We start from the raw sequence: 18,254 nt of genomic DNA on the forward strand, positions 1-18,254 counted from the left end.
TTGCTGACACTATTGACCAGTTTTTTCGCTGATGGCCCCGTTGTCTGGCTGGTATCTGGAAGCGTAATTGTGACATCACCCTCAGCAGTGAAAAACTGCTGCCAGTTCTGCTTGTCGTAATTCAGGCCACGAAGCGCCTCAGCACTCTGTGTCACCAGCGCGGCGGTTACCATATTCAGCGCCACGCGGGGAACGGCTGACCATGCAGCCCCCGACTGAGCAGGTCCGGTAAAGTTACTGACCATCGTCAGCCCTGTATTGCTCTCGATTGTTTTGACCGGGAGCGTATAAGGTATGCCTCCCACGGTCACAACAATAAAATCACCGGCCGACAGTTCGGTGCTAAATGCAGTTCCTTCCCCTGTCACCTGGGCAGAATTATTCGTCAGGGTGAGTGTTCCTGCTGACATGACTATCTCCTGAATTCAGATAATAAAAAACCCGCCGGAGCGGGTTATTTTTTGGTAACTCATTGAAGGCAATTCGACCTTGTGAAATTATTCTTATTCACCCATCTCCAGTTAAATGGATAACCGGCTCTGTATTCAGTCTGATTTGAGACTTTACGTACACCATAAATATCCACCGTTTGTGACTGTCCACCCAGTAAGGCCTGGGCCTGACAAACAGGAGATTGTTTCTCCAGCAATGGTCCAGAACATGCTGAAAGAATAAAACTGACGACAAACAAAATAATTATATTTCTCATTTTCGGCACCAGTGCAAGTTATTTACATTAAAATAACCGAGCTGGATAAATATTATAAATAGATTAAACAGATCAATAATCTTAAATTGATCGTTAAAAGCGATCTCATTAATCGTAATTAGCCGTGTTTATTGCCGTGATTGCCACACCTGAATTGACCGTGCCTACTGACCCGCCCCCGTTGCCGGCATTGTTAGCCGCCGCGTTTATTCTGCTTGTAGAGCCGTTATACCAGCAGCAGGTGTAGGCCTGAACAAGCACAATAGAAGGTGGCTGGGTATTATTGTTTTGCAATAACGTTCCCCCCATCGTTAGCGGCGCTACAGCCCATGAGCCAGGAAGAGTTTGATCGATATTTATCCCCCCATTATTTCCGGGCGTACCTACTGCCTGAAGATCTGAAAGCACCCTGGATTCATTGGTCAGAACGAGCTTTCTGTTCGCATCCCAGATCGCCATTCCCCATTTTGGCAAAGTCTGAGGGAAGATGGCAAAAACATAAACATCCATGGTAAAAGGTCGGTTGTATGGATTAATGCCGCCGGCACTGAATACCCCACCAAAACGCCCTGTGCTGAGCGCCACCCCACCATAGTCAGTATTTCTTACTCTGCTAAAGGCTATTGCAGGATAAGAATCATCAAGCGGAACGGTTACTGTTGCTGTCTGATAAGAGCCGTTCGCGACAGAATCAGCAGTTAACTTTCTGTACAGACAGAAAGGAGTGGAGTCAGGGGTTATAAACGGATTTCCATTCACATCGATGAGTGCCCCATAGTCAGCCATTTACGCTTTCTCCAGGTAAACAACGAGTTCACAGGCATTCGCCGGATAATTGCCGATACCTACATCGCTCGCTGACATAACCGATATCGTATTACCTGAAGCAACGATGCGCCGCCCCACAGCGGCATTACCCGATGACTCCAGTGAAACAACAAAACCAACTTTCATCCCGGCAGGGATGGTGAACGACCATGAGCCGGACGTTTGCCCGGCACTAAGCTGAATTCTGCCAACAACAGAAACAGGTTTAATTCCATAGTTATTTGGGACACCGTTAGCATCCCATGTCTGAATTCCCCACGACATCAGAACACCCCTGTTAATTTGCCGATCTGCACGCGAAGCACCCCGTTTCCGTCTTTAACACTGTAATTCAGGTTGGTCATTTTCGTTGCGCCCTCCCCGGCAACAGCCCCGTTCATTTCAAACGTCCCGTCTGATTTCATGATGGTTCCGGTTTGTCCCTGGATATAATTAGCGGAGCGCAGTTCGCCAATTTTTGCCAGCGTGATTTGACCATACTGAATAAAAGCATCGCTGATAAACACCTGACCATTAACAACAGCAAACGGAGAATATTGCGTATCACCACTGCCACTCATCAGGACAAACTGGTTAGCGTTAAACCCGACGCGGGTGACTACCGGCTTACCCGCTTCTGCCAGCACTGCTATCGACATCCCGGCGCTGTAAAAAATATCGTTGATACGCACTCCGGCTTTCAGGGTATGAATGGCCGTTGCACCTGAAGCGTCAACGGTGGCGGTAAGCTTATCCTCAAGCGAGGCGGTTACGTCCTCAATCTGCGCCTGCACCTGCGTTGACAGCTCGGCCATCGCCTTATCCACACTGGCGACCGTCGTTTTAACCACCAGGATATCCGCATTTAAAAGTTTGCGGTACCGTTGGTCTACGAAACTGCCAATCTCTTTACCAAACTGCTCCCAACCACCTGACGTTTGCGTACTGGTGTTCCCGTCACCCTGTATAGTGATGTAGACAACAGGCGCAACACCTGCACCGCCGGATGATTGCCCATTCGTATCGTCAACTGCCCTGACGCCCAGAGATCCATTTGATGCGCGTGCGAGTGGCATAATGGCTTCTGGCCCTGCCTCACCAAATACTCCGGCCCCCTTCGCAAAAGCGAACACCTGCGGGGAGTTATAAACACCGCCGCTGTATGAACTGAGAGATGGAGAATCATATACGCCACCTTTCGCATTGAATTTGATGCTGGAGGCTGCATTGTCGTATGCACCAGATGGCGTACTACCACCCGATGCACCACCGACAAAAGCAGATGTTGCCGCACCGAATATGCTCTGAAGCGCACTGGACAACGCTATGCGGGTGGCGATTTTCGCCAGGTCAGAAAGAACAGAAACCGTGAAGCTTTTAAAACTAAGCTTCCCGGTCGTAGCAAACAGCGCGAGCGAATCTGTCATGCTGTCAAACAGACTTCCTGCGTAACCAGCCATCTGACTGTTAGCGTCCCGGGCACTGTCTACCCAGTTTTTCACGCCGCGCCGGAAACCGGCGGTGTAATCCTTTTCGGCATCCAGCCGATCATCAACGCTTTGCTGGGTGATCTGTAGTTCACGCTGTTTGGCAGACTCAAGATCAGCCAGGCGGGCCTGATACTCCGCTGAACTGTGATCGGTGAAATCCTTGTCCAGTGTCGCACGGCGTTGCTCGAACCGGTTGATGATGGCAAGGCGTGCATCAGCATCGGCAGATTCGCGGTCTGACTGGCTGTATTTACCCAGCCCCTGCGCAGCTTCCCTCTGCATAGCATTGGCTTCTTCCTGCCATTTGCGGCTTTCCTGTTGGTACTTCTCCGAGAGCTTGCGCAACGCAGCTTCCTTCTCCAGCAACGCGTTCGCCTGCAACTGGGCCCGAATCTGGCCCTGCATATTGACCAGGCTCTGCTGGTCAGCGGTCAGGTGCTGGCCTTTAAGCTGCGAAATTTTCTCATTGAACGCAGCAAGCTGATTGGCTGATGCTGTGAGTTTATCGCTGCTCTGTGCCTGCTCACGCAACACGGCATTTTGCTGCTGAGCCTGTGCCAGCGCACGCTGCCCCTCACTCTCTCCTGTAGCTTTGGGCTTTTTGGGCTGCTCTCTTTTAACTGCCTTGTCGTACTCGTCGTTGATGCCCTTCAGGATCCGCTTGTAATCCCCGGAATCTGACGAGTAGATGCTGCTGTTAAGCTTTTTGATCGCCTCGGCGCGCTTCTCAGCAGCACTGGTTCCGGCTTCCATATAGCTCTTTAAACCAGCGGAATTTTTAATGCGCTCGCTTTGAGCTTCAGCGTAGCCCGCTTTGCTGGCCGCCAGAAAACGCCGGGTCTGGTCATCAAAATCTTTCTGGTTTTTGCCGAGCGCATCACTCCAGGAAACGGCCTCTCCCAGACCACCAAGCACACCCCATTCCCGGCCAAGGCTTTTCAGCTTATCAAGGTAGGTATCAGCCTGTGCAGCCAGCTCCTGAAGGCGAATTTTTTCCGCATTCAGTGCCTGCTCCATGATGATTTGGGTGGCCTGTGCCGTTTGCCCTTTGCTGTTGAGGCTGACCACCTGCTGAATAATCGACTCATTCAGCGCCACGCCCTGGGCGGTAAGCTGCTGCATGGCATTAATAGGGTCGCCTTTAAGTGCCGTGATTTTACTGACCAGCTCATCAGCGTTGCCGCCGGCCTCTGCGTAAGCATTCGCGACGGTAGCAACCTCTGTTAGCATCGAGCCACTGAAGCCGCCTTTAGCTGCAGCGGTTACCGCACTTAATGAGCTTTCGGTATCACCGAGTGCAGAATTCAGTGATTTAAGATCCGATGCAGAAATACTCGCTGACGCGCGCAGGCTTAACACTGCTTCGTTAAGCTTTTTAGTCTGCTCCTCGGACTTTTTAAACTCGCTGTAGAGATAGGTGCCTGCGGCGGCCAGCGCAGTCAAACCGATACCAACAGGGCCACCCAGCAGGCTCATCGCCGCACTGAGCGCCCTGCTGCTGGTCGCGGCGACACGCTGCGTAAATGTCAGTTGCGTATTTGCTGCGGCGGCGGCTTCAGTTGCCGCCGTCAACGCTGCCTTACCTCCTGTTTCAGCCAGCTCGGCTGCGGCCACTCCAGCTTTTGCTGCCTTCAGTTTCTCCAGTCCGCTGGCTTCGAGCTTGTTGGCTTCGAGGATAGCGCGCTCATTCTTCAGGTGCTCATCCTGATAGCTGACATTCAGGCCAAATTGCTTATTTACCGCGGACTGTTTGACGTAATACTCGTCAAGAGCGATAGCCTGGTCACGCTGCGCCTTGGCGGCTGCAATCGTTTTTTCGGCAATAGCCACTTTATTGATAGCCGCCTGCCGTTCGGCCTGTGCAACAGCGATCTGGCTTTGTGCAGCAGACGCCAGTTCTGCCGCCGCACTTTTGGCGGCATCTTGTTGTGTCTTCCAGCCTCCCGCGCTGCCGTCCAGTTGCCCTTTCAGAGAATGAACCGCCGGGATGAGCGCATTGATGATGCTACTGCTGGCAACATTACTTCCGGCTGCCACCTCATGCAGTACAAAGCTCAGTTGCCCGGCACCGCGGGTAGCGCCGGAGAACTGGTCAGCATTCGCCGCCGGAAAACCAATCGCCCTCGCCGCGCTGACCGTTTTTGATATTGCATCAGCCAGCTCGTTCGCCTGTGCGGTCGCCTGACCCCTTTTGTGTCACGGCGCATCAGCCGTGGCGGCATCTTGGCGATATCACTCGCAATCAGTGATATGCAGGCGAACACAGCATAATAAGAAAGAACGGTGTCCTGATTAATTTCAAGGTTACGCTGCCATGCCCCGGCGAATGGTTCATGCATAAAGCCGAATAATGGCGACCAGCCTCCGCGGCTGACAGGCTGCTGCAGGGCTTTTTCTTTTCCCTGTTTTCTCCGGAAAGGATTCCACATTAGCCGTTCTCCGCTTTTCGCTTGTTCTTTTTGCCACCAGTACGTGCGCCGGTGAAATATTCAGCCTTACCAAGCAGTACCAGCACCCGTGCGCACCGATCGTCCACGGTTTTCACGTCTCCCGACTCCGAATCATGGGTGCGTTGCAGATATCTGATTTTTGCCATGCATTACGGCGGGGTTTTCCTGAACTCCCGGTAAAGAAATTTCTCATCCACTGAAAATCCCAGGTTGGGGTTAACCATGGCAAGATTGTCCACCAGCAGATGTTCGCCGCTGGCCACCATTTCAGGAGGATGTTCAAAAATAACGGGCAGAAAATGGGGATCGACTATCTTCCCGTCACGCACATCACGGGCGTACTGAAGTTTCTGCCTGAACACGCCTGCCGGCGGGTCATTCGACTGCGTGGTGGTGTACATCACAAAGCCTTCAGGCCGCGATGCCAGACCACCAGTCGCCTCACGTAGCATGTCGTCCGAATTGTGCTGCTTTCCGAACAGCCACAATTCATCTATCAACGTGCCGACCGACTTAATACCCGAAACCGTATTGGGATCGGCAGCTACTACCTTAAGCGTGGTATCTGTGCCTCGGTGGGTGATCGTCCGTATGTGGGTCTGAACCTGACACAGGTCATCCAGATCATCGTCACGCTTTACCATGTCCCGCGCTGGATTAAAGGCGTTAGTGGCAACTTCAACAGTTGGCGCAATAATGGTGTATCCGGCCGCCTGCCGCCAGTTGAGCAGCAGCGCCGTCATCATGATCCCTGCAGCAAGTGTAGATTTGGAATTCTTTTTCGGGATCAGTACAAATACTTCCGTGATGTGCCGTCGCCCGGTTTCTGCGTCATAAGAGCCAAACAAAGCAGCCACCAGGTCGAACACCCACTGCGCACAGGCATCTCCAAAGGTCGGAGAACCAGGCGCATCTACGATTTTTAATTGCCTGAAGACGCTAAGCGCTATTTCAGCCTGCTCAGGATAGATTGGCGCAGGAATAATAGACTGCCCTTTTTTCAGGCGATCCGCCCAGTCGGGGCAGGCAGTAGTCCATTCGGGCATAGTTATTTCTCTCGGTTATTCACCACCAGCTTGGGTGGTTGCTGGACGGCAAATTTATTGGCAGCTTTTTTAGCGGCGTCGCTTTTGGCATCTTTTTTACCCGTTTCACCCATTTTAGGGTGCTTATACGGGAGCATTGCCTTTGCAGCATCCTTCCTCACGTCAATATCTTCGGTGGCATCGTTCATTACGGCCATCAGGAACTTGAGCGGATCATCAAAAGTACCAACAACAGTGGGTGCCTCTGGCGGTGGCGTTGGAGTCCTGTGTTTTTCAGTATTGTTTACCGCTGGGGTATAAACATTTTGACGGTACGTCGGTACGTCGTCCGTTTCGATGACTTCCCTCTTTTTTCGCCCAATAAACGCGATGACCTCCGGGTCTTTTGCAAGTTGCGAACCCTTTGACCGTGCGGATTTCTCAGAATATCCCGCCTTTATTGCCGCATCCTTTTGAGACATACCGGACATCAGCGCGACAGCGAATTTTCGCTTTTGCGCTGTTAACATGTTTATACCCTCCAGAGGGGAATTTTTTCTGTGCGTGAGGGGGAGCGCGGTGTCCAGGGCGATTGAGGTTAACACCCAACCCTCCCCCCCATGCAAATGAGAATCACTATCATTAGATATGAAATGATTTCAAATACAATCAATATCGAATGGCATTGAGAAGCATTATCAATTGATATCAAATCACAACTATGCCTGACTCCTGGGCGTCATCGGTGATTGAATGTTTCAGGGCCTCTCCATCAGGTCGTCCCGTCGAGGCTTCACGCGCAGACTTACCTGAGTGACAATCAATGCATAGCGTCCACAGATTGGACTCATCGTTATCACCGCCAAACTGTAACGCCACACGGTGATCCAGTTCGCTGTCATGCAGGTCAACGATGCGACTGCACATACAGCAGTGACCACCATCACGGATATAAATTCGGCGCTTCAGACCCACCCTGGCACTACCACTAATGCGCCGATTCTCACCATAGACAGGCTTAATTCGTCGGGTATCGATGGCTTTTAATCGTGGCTGTAATGTCTTTAGCCTGGACATGTAACCTCCATGCCTGGTGGATTATGTGGCTTGGGAGGGTGTTAGCACTCCATCACCGGAAACATAGCCAGTCGCCATGCGCGGCGGCGCTCTGTGCGAGGTGTTCTATCCGGGTGTTGTTCTACCGGTTCACCATCTGCATGATCAACCAGCGAGTAACACGGATAAATTACTTCGTCGCCATGTGCATCACCAACGGCATAATCAGCTGGCTTGCTGCTATCCCACCGCGCCAGTACACGCTCAATATGATGCTGTGGGACGCTGTAGCAGACACCGTGAATCAGTTTCGGCAGCTTAATGTAATTAATGCGCGCTTTGTCGGCCGCTATCAACCGTTCTGCTATCTGCATCTGATACTGAGGTGGCCGGCCAGTGCCGAGATAAAAACTGATTAGATGATCTGGATATTCGTCTATCCATTTGCGGAAACCGTCAACCGATTCGGACAGCGGCAACGCATCATCTTCCATGATCACAACCCGGCAATCCTGCTTTGAAGCCCATTCAAGCGCGCGGCGGTGATTCCAGTTAGCGCCATTGTCACCGCTATCAATTAGCAGAACTGCACTAAATAATCCAGCCAGACACAATGCCTGCTTGTGTCGTGAATGGTGTCCGACAACCACAAACTTTATTTGTGTTTCCAAAAGGCGTACTCCTTACCAACACCATCAGACTTGAACACGGTGTGGATGCGTGGGCCGGTTACTATCCGATCGCCGAAAGACTTCGCCACAATGCCGAAAGCCATCATATCTCCCACCGCGGCGCCAGCCTGTTCTTTCTTCCAGAATCGATAACTCTCAATCCGGTAGTAAAGGCGAATAATGCCGTGAGCGAACGCCATAACATCAGCGCGGGTCACACCCAGCAAACCAGCGTTAAGCATCACATTGTTGCGGTGCGCTTCAATGAATTCCTGATAGATACGCTCCGGATGATTCTGTTTCGCCCAGGTGTCGGCGTATGTCTTCGGTTCTGAACCGACATAAATCTTGCTAGGCTCCATTTCATCCCACGGCTCGCGTAGCATCTCAACATCGGTACCATCGGTACACCAGACGAACCGATATTCAGGATGATCACGCAGGTGCTGCCAGATATGCAGCCAGCGCCGGAAGTAGACATTCATTTTGACGTCAGGAACGAGGCAAAGCTCAACGTCTGCCGGGGCCTTCTCCAATTCATCCACCAGCGCAATACGGCCACACTGCCGGAGTGATGCGGCCCATTTACCCAGCATGTCAGGCGAGGCCGTCATTTTCGTGCCGCGCTGCGGGTCAGGCTGGCTGGTGAGTAACGTTGTGATTACCACGTCGCGCTGCTGCCGGTATTCAACGTAACCGGTAAACCCGGTATCACGCCGTTCGTTGTGGATTTTCACGTTACGTTCCACCAGCGCCAAGCGGTCAGGTTTCGGTACCGAACGCTCCACCGCTTCATGCTCATCGAGGGAATGAATCAGTTTTTCGGAGCCGGTCACATCACCGTAAGCCCATGTTGTCAGGCCAGCGTTATAGATACGCAGGGCGAGGTCACTGTGTTCGTACATGCCGCGCCCATAAACCGGATCGAATCCGCCCACCTTCTCGATGGCGCTGCGGTGGTAATACAGCATCACGCCACGCTGTCCCGTGTACGCTACATACTTATCGTCGCTATAAAGCACAGCGAGATCGTTAAGCTTGCGCGGTCCGGCAAGGTCGAGGAACTGATACGCAAGATGCGGCTCAGGTGATTCGATATAAGGAAGATGCCAGCCATCGGCAATCGGCCATGCGTCATCGTCCCACAGGAAAAGGTGTTCGCATCCGGCATCCATCAGCGCGGTCAGACAGGTGTTCTTCGAAGCAACAATGCCGAGTGATGTTTCCTGGCGAACCAGTTGCACACCAGCAGGAACTACGGTCGCAGGCTTAGATCCGTCATCGACAACAACCACCAGCGCGCCAGCAGGTAAAAACTTCATGTGCTGAGTCAGGGCGCGGCTCAGAACTTCAGCACGATTGTGCGTTGAGATTGCTATTCCGATACGGGCAGAAGAATTGCAGACAGGCGCATACGGGACACTATCAATAATGACCTGCATATTTTCTCCAGGAGGAAAACTACTGACGTTTGATGATGACTTTCCCGAAAAGCGTTTGCCGCTTCAGTTCGCCGTTTTCTGTTGCTACGTAACCACGTTCATCGAGAACCGCCGAGATCACTTCACCTTTATCATCATCAGCACTATAGACATGCTTAACCTCAGCACCATTGAGAAAGACGGCGTATCGTTCAACACCGGGATTAATCTTCCTGCCGGGATCGTCATCTAATACAGTGAGACGCATATAACCTCCGCAGACTATCGCCCAAAGCGCTGCCAAATAATTCCACCAACCAGGCATTCATTGTGAATAGCTTTGCGGATCGTTTTTTCCAGTTCATCCATTGCTTTCTGGTCTGCCGCCACCTGCCTTGCAACATCCATCGCAGCACATTCAGCAGCGTTTTTCAGCGCGTTTTTGATAAGCGCTTCGAGATTGGTATCGACGCCAGATGCAGACGAGGCATCGTTCACGTTAATGCTCATGGATGCTGTATAGGTTAATGGCGTTATCTCACCGCCGATCGTATGTTGCTTAAAGGTTTGTGAGGATGCTCGGGCATTTGCTATAACCTGAGCCAGGTCGTTCACAGCCTCCCCGATACATGGGCGACCACTTTTCCATGCATCGTCAAGAATCTTACCTACATCGATGTTGCTATTACTGGTCTTCGGCTTTAGCGTTTCTGCCGCGTGGATAGTTTCCGAAATGAATGCGTTATTGATGAACGTTTCACCATTTACGATTTTGAAATTCGGTGCGCTAAGAGTAGTCATTAAGCGCGTGTCGCTACTACCAGCCATTGCATTGAGGTACTCTTCTGCATTGCTGGATGACACACCCTCGATCCAGTCACTTCCCATCCATTCACGAACAGCACCATTTTTATCAATCGGTCGTAAGCGAATCTGCAGGCGTTCGCCAGCTTTAAGGCCAGCGATAAACACCCCGGCTAACGGCCATGCGATAACCTGTCTTTTCAGACGACCATCGGCATTGAGATACTGCATTTCAAGCCGTGAATGCTCACCGCTATTTTCTGGCCACTGCCATTCAACCTGGATACCCCAAGCTCGGGGTGACGTTAATACTTGCGGAAGTTGCATTGAATTTTCCTTTTAGACGTGAGCCTGTCGCACGGCAAAGCCGCCAAGAGTTAACAGATTACCCGGGCTTACTATTGAAAGACTCTCTTTATTATGTACGTGCAGTACACATAAAAAACCACCAGCGAATGCTAGTGGCTAATGATTACCGTGAAATTTAAAATGTATAATTTAACTTTTAAATATAATACCTTCTTTGTTCGCCCTTGTTATATAAGCCAACTTAGGATCCCCATTTTTTAAGACACTTTGAATTTGAGGTCGTACCTTAATAAACCCACCAAATAATGTAAATAGACCTCCAACGCATAAGACCTCTATTGGATGAGGTGATTTCATTGCAGCGTATGCAGTCGCTACACCAGAGTAAATTTGATTGAAATCAAATTCAAATGATGATGAAAGATTGAATTTAAGAGGACTCCTCCACCCTTGATTATTAAGCTCATTTAGATCATGAAGTGATTTCTTTAACCCAGAGATAGCTTTGGCTCTTTCTAAATTAAAATCACCTGACCGTAAAACCTCTGTATAGAGTTCATCTAAATAACCATGTAATGCCATCAATTCATCTGAGCGTCGTTCTTTAAACTCCAATATTTCATGTAAAGGAGTATCTTTTTGTGGAACGGGCAAAAGGTCAGCTAATTCAAATCTAAGTACCGCTCTCTGCTCTGAAACTTCTTGGTGAATTGAAACTTGTTCATTAAGGAAATGCATTCGCCAGTCAACCATGCCTTCACTTTGTCTAAGAGCATTCAAGGTTAAAGCATGTGTCTTAGCATGAAATTCAGTCATCACTTGACTATCAATAAATCCATTTTGGACAAACCGTGGTCTACTGAGAATACCGCACTGTATCAATTCCTCTTCATTGATAAGAGAAAAATGAATAATGTTGTTGGTAGGAGAAACAAGCCGATCCCAATACAGTACTAGATAGTTAAGTTCCTCAACTGTAATCTGCTTACCAGTCTGAAATCCGTCTCCATTCTCTGTTTGTAAAATTTCACGTGCAGTAAAAACAACACCTCTTTCCATGATAATCCCCATCAACATAGTATGGGGTTAATGTAGCACTATCACAGGCACTCAGTGAATGCCTGCTGTAATGCTGCTAGTCGTCGAGTTGCAACACACCGTGTTCCAGTGACTCTGAATAGGCGATGAGTCCGGTATAACTGGGGATAATCTCGCCATCATCCGCCTCGAACTCCGGGATTGTCCCAGTGGTGATGGTGTATTGTGGCTGGCCATCTTCTTTCGCAAAGGCTGCCAGGTCTTCAATCTGCTTAGCTCTAAGAACTACTGTCCTGCTCATTCCTCTTTTATTAAAAAGCCCCGAGAATTCGAGGCTTGTGTAAATCAAATCAGATTGAATCAGTTGTCGTCTCTACGAAGATGAATTGAAACTGAATCCCCACCACCAATAAACCCACCATAATGGTCAAACGTGCCTTCGTGCTCTAAAATGGCAACCACAGCGGCAGTCTCGGTGTTATTCATCCCGAGTTGCTCTGCGATCTCTTGTTTCATTTCCGTCAAATCCACTACTTTCTTACCAATATTCTCTAACCGCTCAATCATCTCACTCCAATCTTCGTTAGAAATTTCAATAACTTCAGCATTAGCATTCATGCCAACGGTAGGGTCAATGACAATCCCTTTGCTATCCCTTTTATACTGAAAAATTCCTGCCTGCCCACCCTGGTAGCCACCTAACGTTTGTAATACTTTCATGTCCAACTTCCCTCATCAGTAAGTATGGGAAGACTATCGACACAAAAATTGATGATCTTTAGTTTAAATGCTGATTGATTACTAATTCTGGCAGTTCGTCTTCCACGCTTTGTTATGTGTCAGCACATCACGCTTCGTCTGCTTGTCCATAACGTCAATGTCGTGATCGGTGAGATAAATTGGCTTCACCCAATCACAGGCAGTATCAACGACTACCGGGACGCTTCCACGATTCCCGCAACTCGCGAGCAACACCGTCATCAGGCATATGGTTAACAGTCTGCTGTACATCCCTGGCTCCTTTTGTTGTCTCTACCCGGCGTTCTGCAACAGCTTCAGTAGCCGCAGCACGTTCTTCAGTGCGTTGCTGGTCCGCTTTTGTCTCAGCGATGTTAGTACCGCGTGATTTACCCAGACCAAAAGCACCTGCAACTGCTGCCAGGACGGCAATGACAATGCCCAGAATTATCTCCATCCCCATTGTCATCCCCCTTTAATAGCGATAATCAATTGGGATACCACCCATAAAAATGGAATCACCCATACAAGGAAAAATTTCCAGTTTGGTAATTGCTTAATCATTAGTCGCAACTCCCGTATCAGTTTGCTAAAATCAATCACAGGTTCTCCCTGCCTACTCAGGTGCAGAAATAGAAAACCCCGACTGTTTGCCGCAATCGGGGTTTTTGCTTTTTGGTGCGTACTAAATTACAAGCACAGCTTTTGCTTTGACGTATCGTTCACGGCGGTCTTTAATGCCGTTCTGCCCGCCGTTAATAATCTGTGTGACACGTTCCAGATCGCCCGGATACTGCAGACAACCGTTTGAAACATAGAACCAGGCAGCGCTGCGTGCAGCGTTAATGTCCTTTTCCAACAGTTCATAGTTGCTGACTAAATCCAGTTTTAACGCCGTGCCACAGGTCAGGTAGTTATCCAGGAAGGTGATCCCTATGATTCCGCGCCCTCGGTATTTCCACCCATCACCAGCCGACTTGTTGCCAAAGCGGCCTCCGTATACCAGATTTGCAATCGCCCGCTGGCGTTCAAGTGGCAGAACTTTTTCGTAAGTTTTTCTCCCCAGCGCACTGGCCTGGTCCTGAGTGAGCCGCTTTACTTTCACAAAATAGGCTAATCTGTCGACGCTATAGTTGAAGCTTTCCACCAGTTGGGTAAACCCTGTGCTTTCGTGTCCGCATTGCGCAATAAACATTGCCTGATCGAGTTTTGTCGTAATACCGAACTCTTTCATTGCCGCATCAATGTGCGGAAACCAGCGTGCAGAAAGCCCGGCGCTGATACCAGCCGCCTGCTGAAATTGTGATTGGTTCATATAGTTACCGGATAAAACCACTATTAATGGTAGGGATTGGAATTCACCTGAGATAATGAAATTAAATTTAATTTAAGTCACAATGAGACTTAAGATAAATCCTAATAATTTCATCTTCTTTGCGGGTTGTAGCGATGTCGCTGCGACTCGCTTTTTTATTTGTGCACAGCATCAATAAGCCGAGCTACGTTGCCTCTGACGGCGACCAGCACGGACAGGAAAATAATGTTGGCCCCGATAGTGGCCCACGATGAGTAAGGGTAGATACCGCACAGATAGCCTCACCTCCGATTATTCGGATGTCGCTGTGTGTGATGAAAAGATCAGGCTTCACGGGCTGGATTTATCAACAAAGCACGCAGTGAGTGATACCCGTGAGCCTGAAATGAAAAAGCCCCGCATAATTGCGAGGCCTCATTTTCTTGTGGACGATTATGGATCGACGATATGACAGGGGTACTGTGCCGTAGCACGTTCGCGAATACCCCTGTCGTATCGCCGGAAAGCAAAAACCCCGCGCTGGCGGGGTTCTCGTTATATTCAAATTGTTCGCTTTCGTCGCTGCCATCGTGGCGCAGCTCTGCCAAGCATGAATGGATTATCTGATTTTCTGGCCCGTTTTCAACTCCACTATCAAAAAATAGCACTAATAGCTAAAAAATGGTTCATTGAGTCTATTCAGATAATTGTTTGCGGGCTTCCAAAAAGACCTTTGCTCTGAATATTTCCAGACACCAGCGCACGCGCTTTCTCGCCTCCCCGTCAGTTAACCACGGCGCAATCGCCTGCAGTTCCCGGGTTATGTCTGAGATTTTTTTTCGTGTGGTGTAATACTGTAGACCTACCACATACACCGGATCGTTTATATTCAGCGCCTGCAGCACGCATTGCTCAACAAAATCGACATCGTCATTATGCAGGGCCTCGTCAATTACACTGGCAGGTGACTGGGGCCAGAGAATGCTGTGCGCCCTGTTCATTGCCTGCTGCCCACGGAATCCCTCTTCACGAGCCTGATTCAAAGCAGCAGTAAAACGCTCGAGTGCCTTATCTGACCAGTTCCGTCCCTTAAGCACATTCCAGCACGCATGGCCCCGCGGCATACGGGGGGCTGTTTTTCCTCCCACGCCCTCGCCCCATGTGGTGAGCAGGGATTTAATCCATCCGGACTGGATCCCCGTCAGGAGAATACATTTACCCAGCCAGCTTTTACGCGGCGCAGCTGCTGCTTTTTCAAATGCTGACTGCTGTAGTCTGCGTTGGCGTGGCGTCATGCTTTTAGCTCCTCAATAATTATTCTCCCGGTTTCTCCCCATAATTTTGATACCCGTGCATCCCATATATGAGCATCATTTTCGTAAATGGCATCCATCAGGGCTTTCATCATATTGTCAAAATCTGGTTTAGCCTGGTGCGGTTTACCGTTGAACTCGGCTCGTTTCTTTTTGCTCCAGCTCGCTGGCATCGGAAGAATGAAGGTGACATGTGAACCGCTTTCCGGCAGCTCAACACCCTGCTGACGAACTTCATCACAGAAAGCACGGTAACGCAGAACCTCGGGGCGTTTTTTCCATTTGTCAGCTCGTGTCATTCTGGGCTTACCAACGGGTGTAACTTGATATTCAGGCATTAAGAACCTCCTTAATTCTTTTACCAATCCAGCGCATAACCGGCACAGCCATACTGTTGCCGATCGCTTTGTAGCGCGGACCATCTTTCGCCAGTCGGTAGGCTTCTTCTGCAGTTATTTTTGAGTTGTGATGGCGCACGTAAGCATATTCATCAGCAGTGATCTGCTTACGGTTATCACGGGGGATTAAAGTGTGGTTATCAGGGAAACCCTGCAGACGTTCACATTCGACAGGAGTAAGGCGGCGAACGGCCATATTTTTCATCACTGAAGGGGATAAATTCGATCCGCTACTGGCAGCAGTCAGAGTTGGGGATTGTTCTTCTGCCCAGCCAATGCCACCCGCTTTTGCGCCCTGTCCAGCCTTGAAGGCATAGACAACAGCATTTTCCTGCCCGTGATTTCGTCCCAGCGTATGAGCAAAATTAATGTTTATGTCAGGGTCTTGTGTTCCGTGAATGGCATAGGTATCCAAATCTTCAGCCATGCTGTCATTTGATTTGGCAAGCAACGTTCTACTGACGTCTGAATAAGTGACAGTGAGATCGGTTGCATCTTTGTGATCTCGCGCTTTAACAGTGGATGCGGTTTCATCATTAACATAATCACCAAATGCCCGCATACGAAAGACACCAACGATTCCACCTCCGCGCTGGCTGAGCAATTCCTGGTTGCTTTGGCCTATGCCTCCGATGTTGTGTGACTGGTTGAGGGTTGGATGTGGATTATATTCCCCATCCCAGTGGCTACCGTTAGTAATGCGATGCCCAGTATTTGCGGTAATGCCCTTCCCCGCTTTTCTGCGCGGCGGAGTATCCCGGCGCATGCCTTCGGACTCAAAAAGTATTTTTGCGGGATCGATATCCCCTCGAGCGCTTGCGATAACAAACACACGACGGCGTCGTTGGGCCACTCCGAAAAATTGAGCGTCGAGCACTCGCCAGCAGACAGCCCTTTCTGGTCCCAGCACATAACCAGCGTTTGTCCATTTTTTCCCTGGTGATTCCAGTTCACAGCTTTCGCCGGCAAGCCCTGCAAGAAAACATCCGAAAGCGTTATCTCTGCTGCTGAGCACTCCGGGTACATTTTCCCAGACGACAATGACGGGGGGGAATCCCTGTTCTCTTCGTTTTTCATCAATTGCGTTTACCAGTTCTACAAAAGCAAGGGTCAATTGCCCGCGTGAGTCCGTCAGGCCATTACGTAAACCAGCAATGCTGAATGCCTGGCATGGCGTACCACCTACCAGAACATCTGGCGCTTCGATTGCTCCACACCGGATTGCAGCGGCGATTTTTGTCATGTCGCCCAGGTTTTTTACGTGTGGCCAGCGATGCGCCAGCACCGCAGACGGAAAATCAGGACCGTTTTTGTAATTGTGTTCAGGATCGAACTGAGAAAACCATGACGGTCGCCAGCCCAAAACTTCCCACGCCACACTCGCAGCCTCAATGCCGCTACATACTAAACCGTAAGTAATGGTCATGCAGATTCCCCCAGTTCGTAGAGAAACTGCACCAGCAGATCTGTTTCAGTACCGTAATTGTTTTCCCAGGACTGGCGGCCAGCATGAATGGCTATGCCGTGTCCGCCCTGGCGGTGATGGATTGGGCAAAGAGGAATAACTTTGAAATTGTCAGCGCGCTGGCCAACTCCCTGACCAGTTCGGATGTGATGTATCTCTGCAGGAGTTTCCCCCAGCTTCAGGTTTTTGCAGACAATACAGCCCATCCCAGCTACGCGGGAAAGATGAAGTTTTTCAGCTTTGGTCTTAGATCTGCTCATGCTGCACCACCAGCACAAACAGCGACACCGCTCACGAAGGAACGGCGTGAATGGGGTAATTCAGTTTTATGCGCCATCGCGTTTTCCCGGTTGGCGCAGTGTTACTCAGCGGGCTGTTCAGACCCGTGTTTGAGTATAACCCAACTTATCCTGCATCTGAAACAGGAAGACCAGCTTTCTTTCTGGCCTCTTCCAGTGCCCGCAAAGACGTAACAAATTCATCTTTACGTAAAGCGAATCCCCTCACCACACTCCCCTTCACGAAATAAATCAGAACCGGGCCAGTGTGCTCCGGCAACCCTGGGATTAAATCATCCGGAATTTGCATGAGATGCCCCTTGAAAAGATTCCCACACCTGAATAAACCTGAATTACCTGGCAATAATTGTGCGAGGCGATGCGGAAACTCGATTTAAAAAATGGCAGCAGGAGCTACCAGCTAAGGGGGCGTTAGTTAGTTAACAAACCACTCGTCTGCACTTTCCCAGGTATCCTGGAGGATTGATTCAATTTTCTTTTTGTCGTCCTTGTCACCGCCAAAAACACTTAACCCATCTGACCCGGCACGGCGGATTGTGAGCCTGCAATTGTCATAGTGATCGTTCAGGCGCTTAAGCAGCTCCTTCTCCAGTGCTGGTACCGCGCCTTTAGGAAGTTCTTTCATGCGATCAATGGTTAATTCAACTTTCATAATGGCCTCCATTGCAAATACTGTGTTTTTATACAGTATACCTGTGCACGGAAATGATCAACGCTTTAAGAGCACAAATTGTTAATTTCTTGTCAGTAGTAAAAAAAGAAAACCCGCCTGAGCGGGTTGAATTAACAGTGTTTTATTAAGTCGCTATTTGTTTCTGCTGGCACAACCCCGAGAGATTCGCCCTCACTAACGCCTCATCAATGATCAACTGTGTGACCATGAGGTAAAGTGTTAACCAACTTTCATTCGCCTTTTTCAATCAGCAAAGGGCTGGTTAGTGCCAAAAGCTGACATTGCTCACATAAT

General features: G+C 49.7%; 22 protein-coding genes and 3 pseudogenes. All 25 read right to left on the bottom strand.

Annotation, left to right across the window (positions count from 1 at the left end; genetic code table 11):
- Positions 1-410, bottom strand: a pseudogene (locus OGX95_RS00785) (tail fiber domain-containing protein); the annotation flags it as partial.
- A gap of 59 nt (positions 411-469) precedes the next feature.
- Positions 470-709 (bottom strand): phage exclusion lipoprotein Cor, encoded by a 240-nt coding sequence (cor, locus tag OGX95_RS00790; RefSeq protein WP_286627954.1) that lies wholly within the window; start codon positions 707-709, stop codon positions 470-472.
- A gap of 108 nt (positions 710-817) precedes the next feature.
- Complete coding sequence (locus OGX95_RS00795) at positions 818-1,495, bottom strand: hypothetical protein (RefSeq protein ID WP_286627955.1); 678 nt, start codon at positions 1,493-1,495, stop codon at positions 818-820.
- Positions 1,496-1,801, bottom strand: a complete 306-nt coding sequence (locus OGX95_RS00800; RefSeq protein WP_286627956.1) for a hypothetical protein — start codon at positions 1,799-1,801, stop codon at positions 1,496-1,498.
- Positions 1,801-5,043 carry a phage tail tape measure protein gene (locus OGX95_RS00805; RefSeq protein WP_286627957.1) on the bottom strand — a complete coding sequence of 1,081 codons (3,243 nt, stop codon included), beginning with the start codon at positions 5,041-5,043 and terminating at the stop codon, positions 1,801-1,803. Before OGX95_RS00805 ends, OGX95_RS00800 begins: the two co-directional genes overlap by 1 nt.
- A 17-nt stretch (positions 5,044-5,060) precedes the next feature.
- Complete coding sequence (locus tag OGX95_RS00810; protein ID WP_286627958.1) at positions 5,061-5,435, bottom strand: hypothetical protein; 375 nt, start codon at positions 5,433-5,435, stop codon at positions 5,061-5,063.
- Positions 5,436-5,617: 182 nt separating this feature from the next.
- Positions 5,618-6,502 (bottom strand): annotated as a pseudogene (locus OGX95_RS00815) (terminase large subunit domain-containing protein); the annotation flags it as partial.
- A gap of 2 nt (positions 6,503-6,504) precedes the next feature.
- The gene (locus OGX95_RS00820) at positions 6,505-7,011 is read right to left on the bottom strand and encodes a terminase small subunit (RefSeq protein ID WP_286627959.1); all 507 of its coding nucleotides are present in this window, start codon (positions 7,009-7,011) and stop codon (positions 6,505-6,507) included.
- A gap of 178 nt (positions 7,012-7,189) precedes the next feature.
- Positions 7,190-7,558 (bottom strand): HNH endonuclease, encoded by a 369-nt coding sequence (locus OGX95_RS00825; RefSeq protein WP_286627960.1) that lies wholly within the window; start codon positions 7,556-7,558, stop codon positions 7,190-7,192.
- Positions 7,559-7,599: 41 nt separating this feature from the next.
- Complete coding sequence (locus OGX95_RS00830) at positions 7,600-8,208, bottom strand: hypothetical protein (RefSeq protein WP_286627961.1); 609 nt, start codon at positions 8,206-8,208, stop codon at positions 7,600-7,602.
- A complete protein-coding gene (locus OGX95_RS00835; RefSeq protein WP_286627962.1) occupies positions 8,193-9,650 on the bottom strand; it encodes a glycosyltransferase family 2 protein in 1,458 nt (485 codons plus the stop codon). Before OGX95_RS00835 ends, OGX95_RS00830 begins: the two co-directional genes overlap by 16 nt.
- Before the next feature lie 19 nt (positions 9,651-9,669).
- On the bottom strand, positions 9,670-9,897 hold the full coding sequence (locus OGX95_RS00840) for a hypothetical protein (protein WP_286627963.1): 228 nt from the start codon (positions 9,895-9,897) through the stop codon (positions 9,670-9,672).
- A 14-nt stretch (positions 9,898-9,911) separates the two neighbouring features.
- Positions 9,912-10,760, bottom strand: a complete 849-nt coding sequence (locus OGX95_RS00845) for a phage tail protein (protein ID WP_286627964.1) — start codon at positions 10,758-10,760, stop codon at positions 9,912-9,914.
- A 171-nt stretch (positions 10,761-10,931) separates the two neighbouring features.
- The gene (locus OGX95_RS00850; RefSeq protein WP_286627965.1) at positions 10,932-11,801 is read right to left on the bottom strand and encodes a DUF6236 family protein; all 870 of its coding nucleotides are present in this window, start codon (positions 11,799-11,801) and stop codon (positions 10,932-10,934) included.
- A 76-nt stretch (positions 11,802-11,877) separates the two neighbouring features.
- The gene (locus tag OGX95_RS00855; protein ID WP_286627966.1) at positions 11,878-12,081 is read right to left on the bottom strand and encodes a hypothetical protein; all 204 of its coding nucleotides are present in this window, start codon (positions 12,079-12,081) and stop codon (positions 11,878-11,880) included.
- 59 nt (positions 12,082-12,140) lie between these two features.
- On the bottom strand, positions 12,141-12,500 hold the full coding sequence (locus tag OGX95_RS00860) for a hypothetical protein (protein ID WP_286627967.1): 360 nt from the start codon (positions 12,498-12,500) through the stop codon (positions 12,141-12,143).
- A 205-nt stretch (positions 12,501-12,705) separates the two neighbouring features.
- On the bottom strand, positions 12,706-12,981 hold the full coding sequence (locus tag OGX95_RS00865; RefSeq protein ID WP_286627968.1) for a hypothetical protein: 276 nt from the start codon (positions 12,979-12,981) through the stop codon (positions 12,706-12,708).
- Between the two features lie 222 nt (positions 12,982-13,203).
- Positions 13,204-13,833 (bottom strand): glycoside hydrolase family 19 protein, encoded by a 630-nt coding sequence (locus OGX95_RS00870; RefSeq protein WP_286627969.1) that lies wholly within the window; start codon positions 13,831-13,833, stop codon positions 13,204-13,206.
- Positions 13,834-13,988: 155 nt separating this feature from the next.
- Positions 13,989-14,111 (bottom strand): annotated as a pseudogene (locus OGX95_RS00875) (phage holin family protein); the annotation flags it as partial.
- 396 nt (positions 14,112-14,507) lie between these two features.
- Positions 14,508-15,107: a hypothetical protein gene (locus tag OGX95_RS00880; protein WP_286627970.1), complete on the bottom strand. Its 600-nt coding sequence runs from the start codon at positions 15,105-15,107 to the stop codon at positions 14,508-14,510.
- Positions 15,104-15,463, bottom strand: coding sequence for a RusA family crossover junction endodeoxyribonuclease (locus OGX95_RS00885; protein ID WP_286627971.1), 360 nt, complete (start codon positions 15,461-15,463; stop codon positions 15,104-15,106). The genes OGX95_RS00880 and OGX95_RS00885 overlap by 4 nt, the downstream gene beginning before the upstream one ends.
- Positions 15,456-16,949, bottom strand: a complete 1,494-nt coding sequence (locus OGX95_RS00890) for a DNA cytosine methyltransferase (RefSeq protein WP_286627972.1) — start codon at positions 16,947-16,949, stop codon at positions 15,456-15,458. The genes OGX95_RS00885 and OGX95_RS00890 overlap by 8 nt, the downstream gene beginning before the upstream one ends.
- The gene (locus tag OGX95_RS00895; RefSeq protein WP_286627973.1) at positions 16,946-17,248 is read right to left on the bottom strand and encodes a Ref family recombination enhancement nuclease; all 303 of its coding nucleotides are present in this window, start codon (positions 17,246-17,248) and stop codon (positions 16,946-16,948) included. Before OGX95_RS00895 ends, OGX95_RS00890 begins: the two co-directional genes overlap by 4 nt.
- A 145-nt stretch (positions 17,249-17,393) precedes the next feature.
- On the bottom strand, positions 17,394-17,576 hold the full coding sequence (locus OGX95_RS00900; RefSeq protein ID WP_046671202.1) for a hypothetical protein: 183 nt from the start codon (positions 17,574-17,576) through the stop codon (positions 17,394-17,396).
- 126 nt (positions 17,577-17,702) lie between these two features.
- The gene (locus OGX95_RS00905; protein WP_046671203.1) at positions 17,703-17,939 is read right to left on the bottom strand and encodes a DinI family protein; all 237 of its coding nucleotides are present in this window, start codon (positions 17,937-17,939) and stop codon (positions 17,703-17,705) included.
- Between the last annotated feature and the right edge of the window lie 315 nt (positions 17,940-18,254).

Origin of the sequence: Citrobacter sp. Cu233 (assembly GCF_030332225.1) — a bacterium.
Classification (GTDB): Bacteria; Pseudomonadota; Gammaproteobacteria; order Enterobacterales; family Enterobacteriaceae; genus Citrobacter.

Excerpts from the sequence above, each read along its gene's own strand:
- cor (WP_286627954.1), bottom strand. The coding sequence starts at position 709 with ATGAGAAATATAATTATTTTGTTTGTCGTCAGTTTTATTCTTTCAGCA.
- OGX95_RS00795 (WP_286627955.1), bottom strand. The coding sequence starts at position 1,495 with ATGGCTGACTATGGGGCACTCATCGATGTGAATGGAAATCCGTTTATA.
- OGX95_RS00800 (WP_286627956.1), bottom strand. The coding sequence starts at position 1,801 with ATGTCGTGGGGAATTCAGACATGGGATGCTAACGGTGTCCCAAATAAC.
- OGX95_RS00810 (WP_286627958.1), bottom strand. The coding sequence starts at position 5,435 with ATGTGGAATCCTTTCCGGAGAAAACAGGGAAAAGAAAAAGCCCTGCAG.
- OGX95_RS00820 (WP_286627959.1), bottom strand. The coding sequence starts at position 7,011 with ATGTTAACAGCGCAAAAGCGAAAATTCGCTGTCGCGCTGATGTCCGGT.
- OGX95_RS00825 (WP_286627960.1), bottom strand. The coding sequence starts at position 7,558 with ATGTCCAGGCTAAAGACATTACAGCCACGATTAAAAGCCATCGATACC.
- OGX95_RS00835 (WP_286627962.1), bottom strand. The coding sequence starts at position 9,650 with ATGCAGGTCATTATTGATAGTGTCCCGTATGCGCCTGTCTGCAATTCT.
- OGX95_RS00840 (WP_286627963.1), bottom strand. The coding sequence starts at position 9,897 with ATGCGTCTCACTGTATTAGATGACGATCCCGGCAGGAAGATTAATCCC.
- OGX95_RS00845 (WP_286627964.1), bottom strand. The coding sequence starts at position 10,760 with ATGCAACTTCCGCAAGTATTAACGTCACCCCGAGCTTGGGGTATCCAG.
- OGX95_RS00850 (WP_286627965.1), bottom strand. The coding sequence starts at position 11,801 with ATGGAAAGAGGTGTTGTTTTTACTGCACGTGAAATTTTACAAACAGAG.
- OGX95_RS00855 (WP_286627966.1), bottom strand. The coding sequence starts at position 12,081 with ATGAGCAGGACAGTAGTTCTTAGAGCTAAGCAGATTGAAGACCTGGCA.
- OGX95_RS00860 (WP_286627967.1), bottom strand. The coding sequence starts at position 12,500 with ATGAAAGTATTACAAACGTTAGGTGGCTACCAGGGTGGGCAGGCAGGA.
- OGX95_RS00865 (WP_286627968.1), bottom strand. The coding sequence starts at position 12,981 with ATGGGGATGGAGATAATTCTGGGCATTGTCATTGCCGTCCTGGCAGCA.
- OGX95_RS00870 (WP_286627969.1), bottom strand. The coding sequence starts at position 13,833 with ATGAACCAATCACAATTTCAGCAGGCGGCTGGTATCAGCGCCGGGCTT.
- OGX95_RS00880 (WP_286627970.1), bottom strand. The coding sequence starts at position 15,107 with ATGACGCCACGCCAACGCAGACTACAGCAGTCAGCATTTGAAAAAGCA.
- OGX95_RS00885 (WP_286627971.1), bottom strand. The coding sequence starts at position 15,463 with ATGCCTGAATATCAAGTTACACCCGTTGGTAAGCCCAGAATGACACGA.
- OGX95_RS00890 (WP_286627972.1), bottom strand. The coding sequence starts at position 16,949 with ATGACCATTACTTACGGTTTAGTATGTAGCGGCATTGAGGCTGCGAGT.
- OGX95_RS00895 (WP_286627973.1), bottom strand. The coding sequence starts at position 17,248 with ATGAGCAGATCTAAGACCAAAGCTGAAAAACTTCATCTTTCCCGCGTA.
- OGX95_RS00900 (WP_046671202.1), bottom strand. The coding sequence starts at position 17,576 with ATGCAAATTCCGGATGATTTAATCCCAGGGTTGCCGGAGCACACTGGC.
- OGX95_RS00905 (WP_046671203.1), bottom strand. The coding sequence starts at position 17,939 with ATGAAAGTTGAATTAACCATTGATCGCATGAAAGAACTTCCTAAAGGC.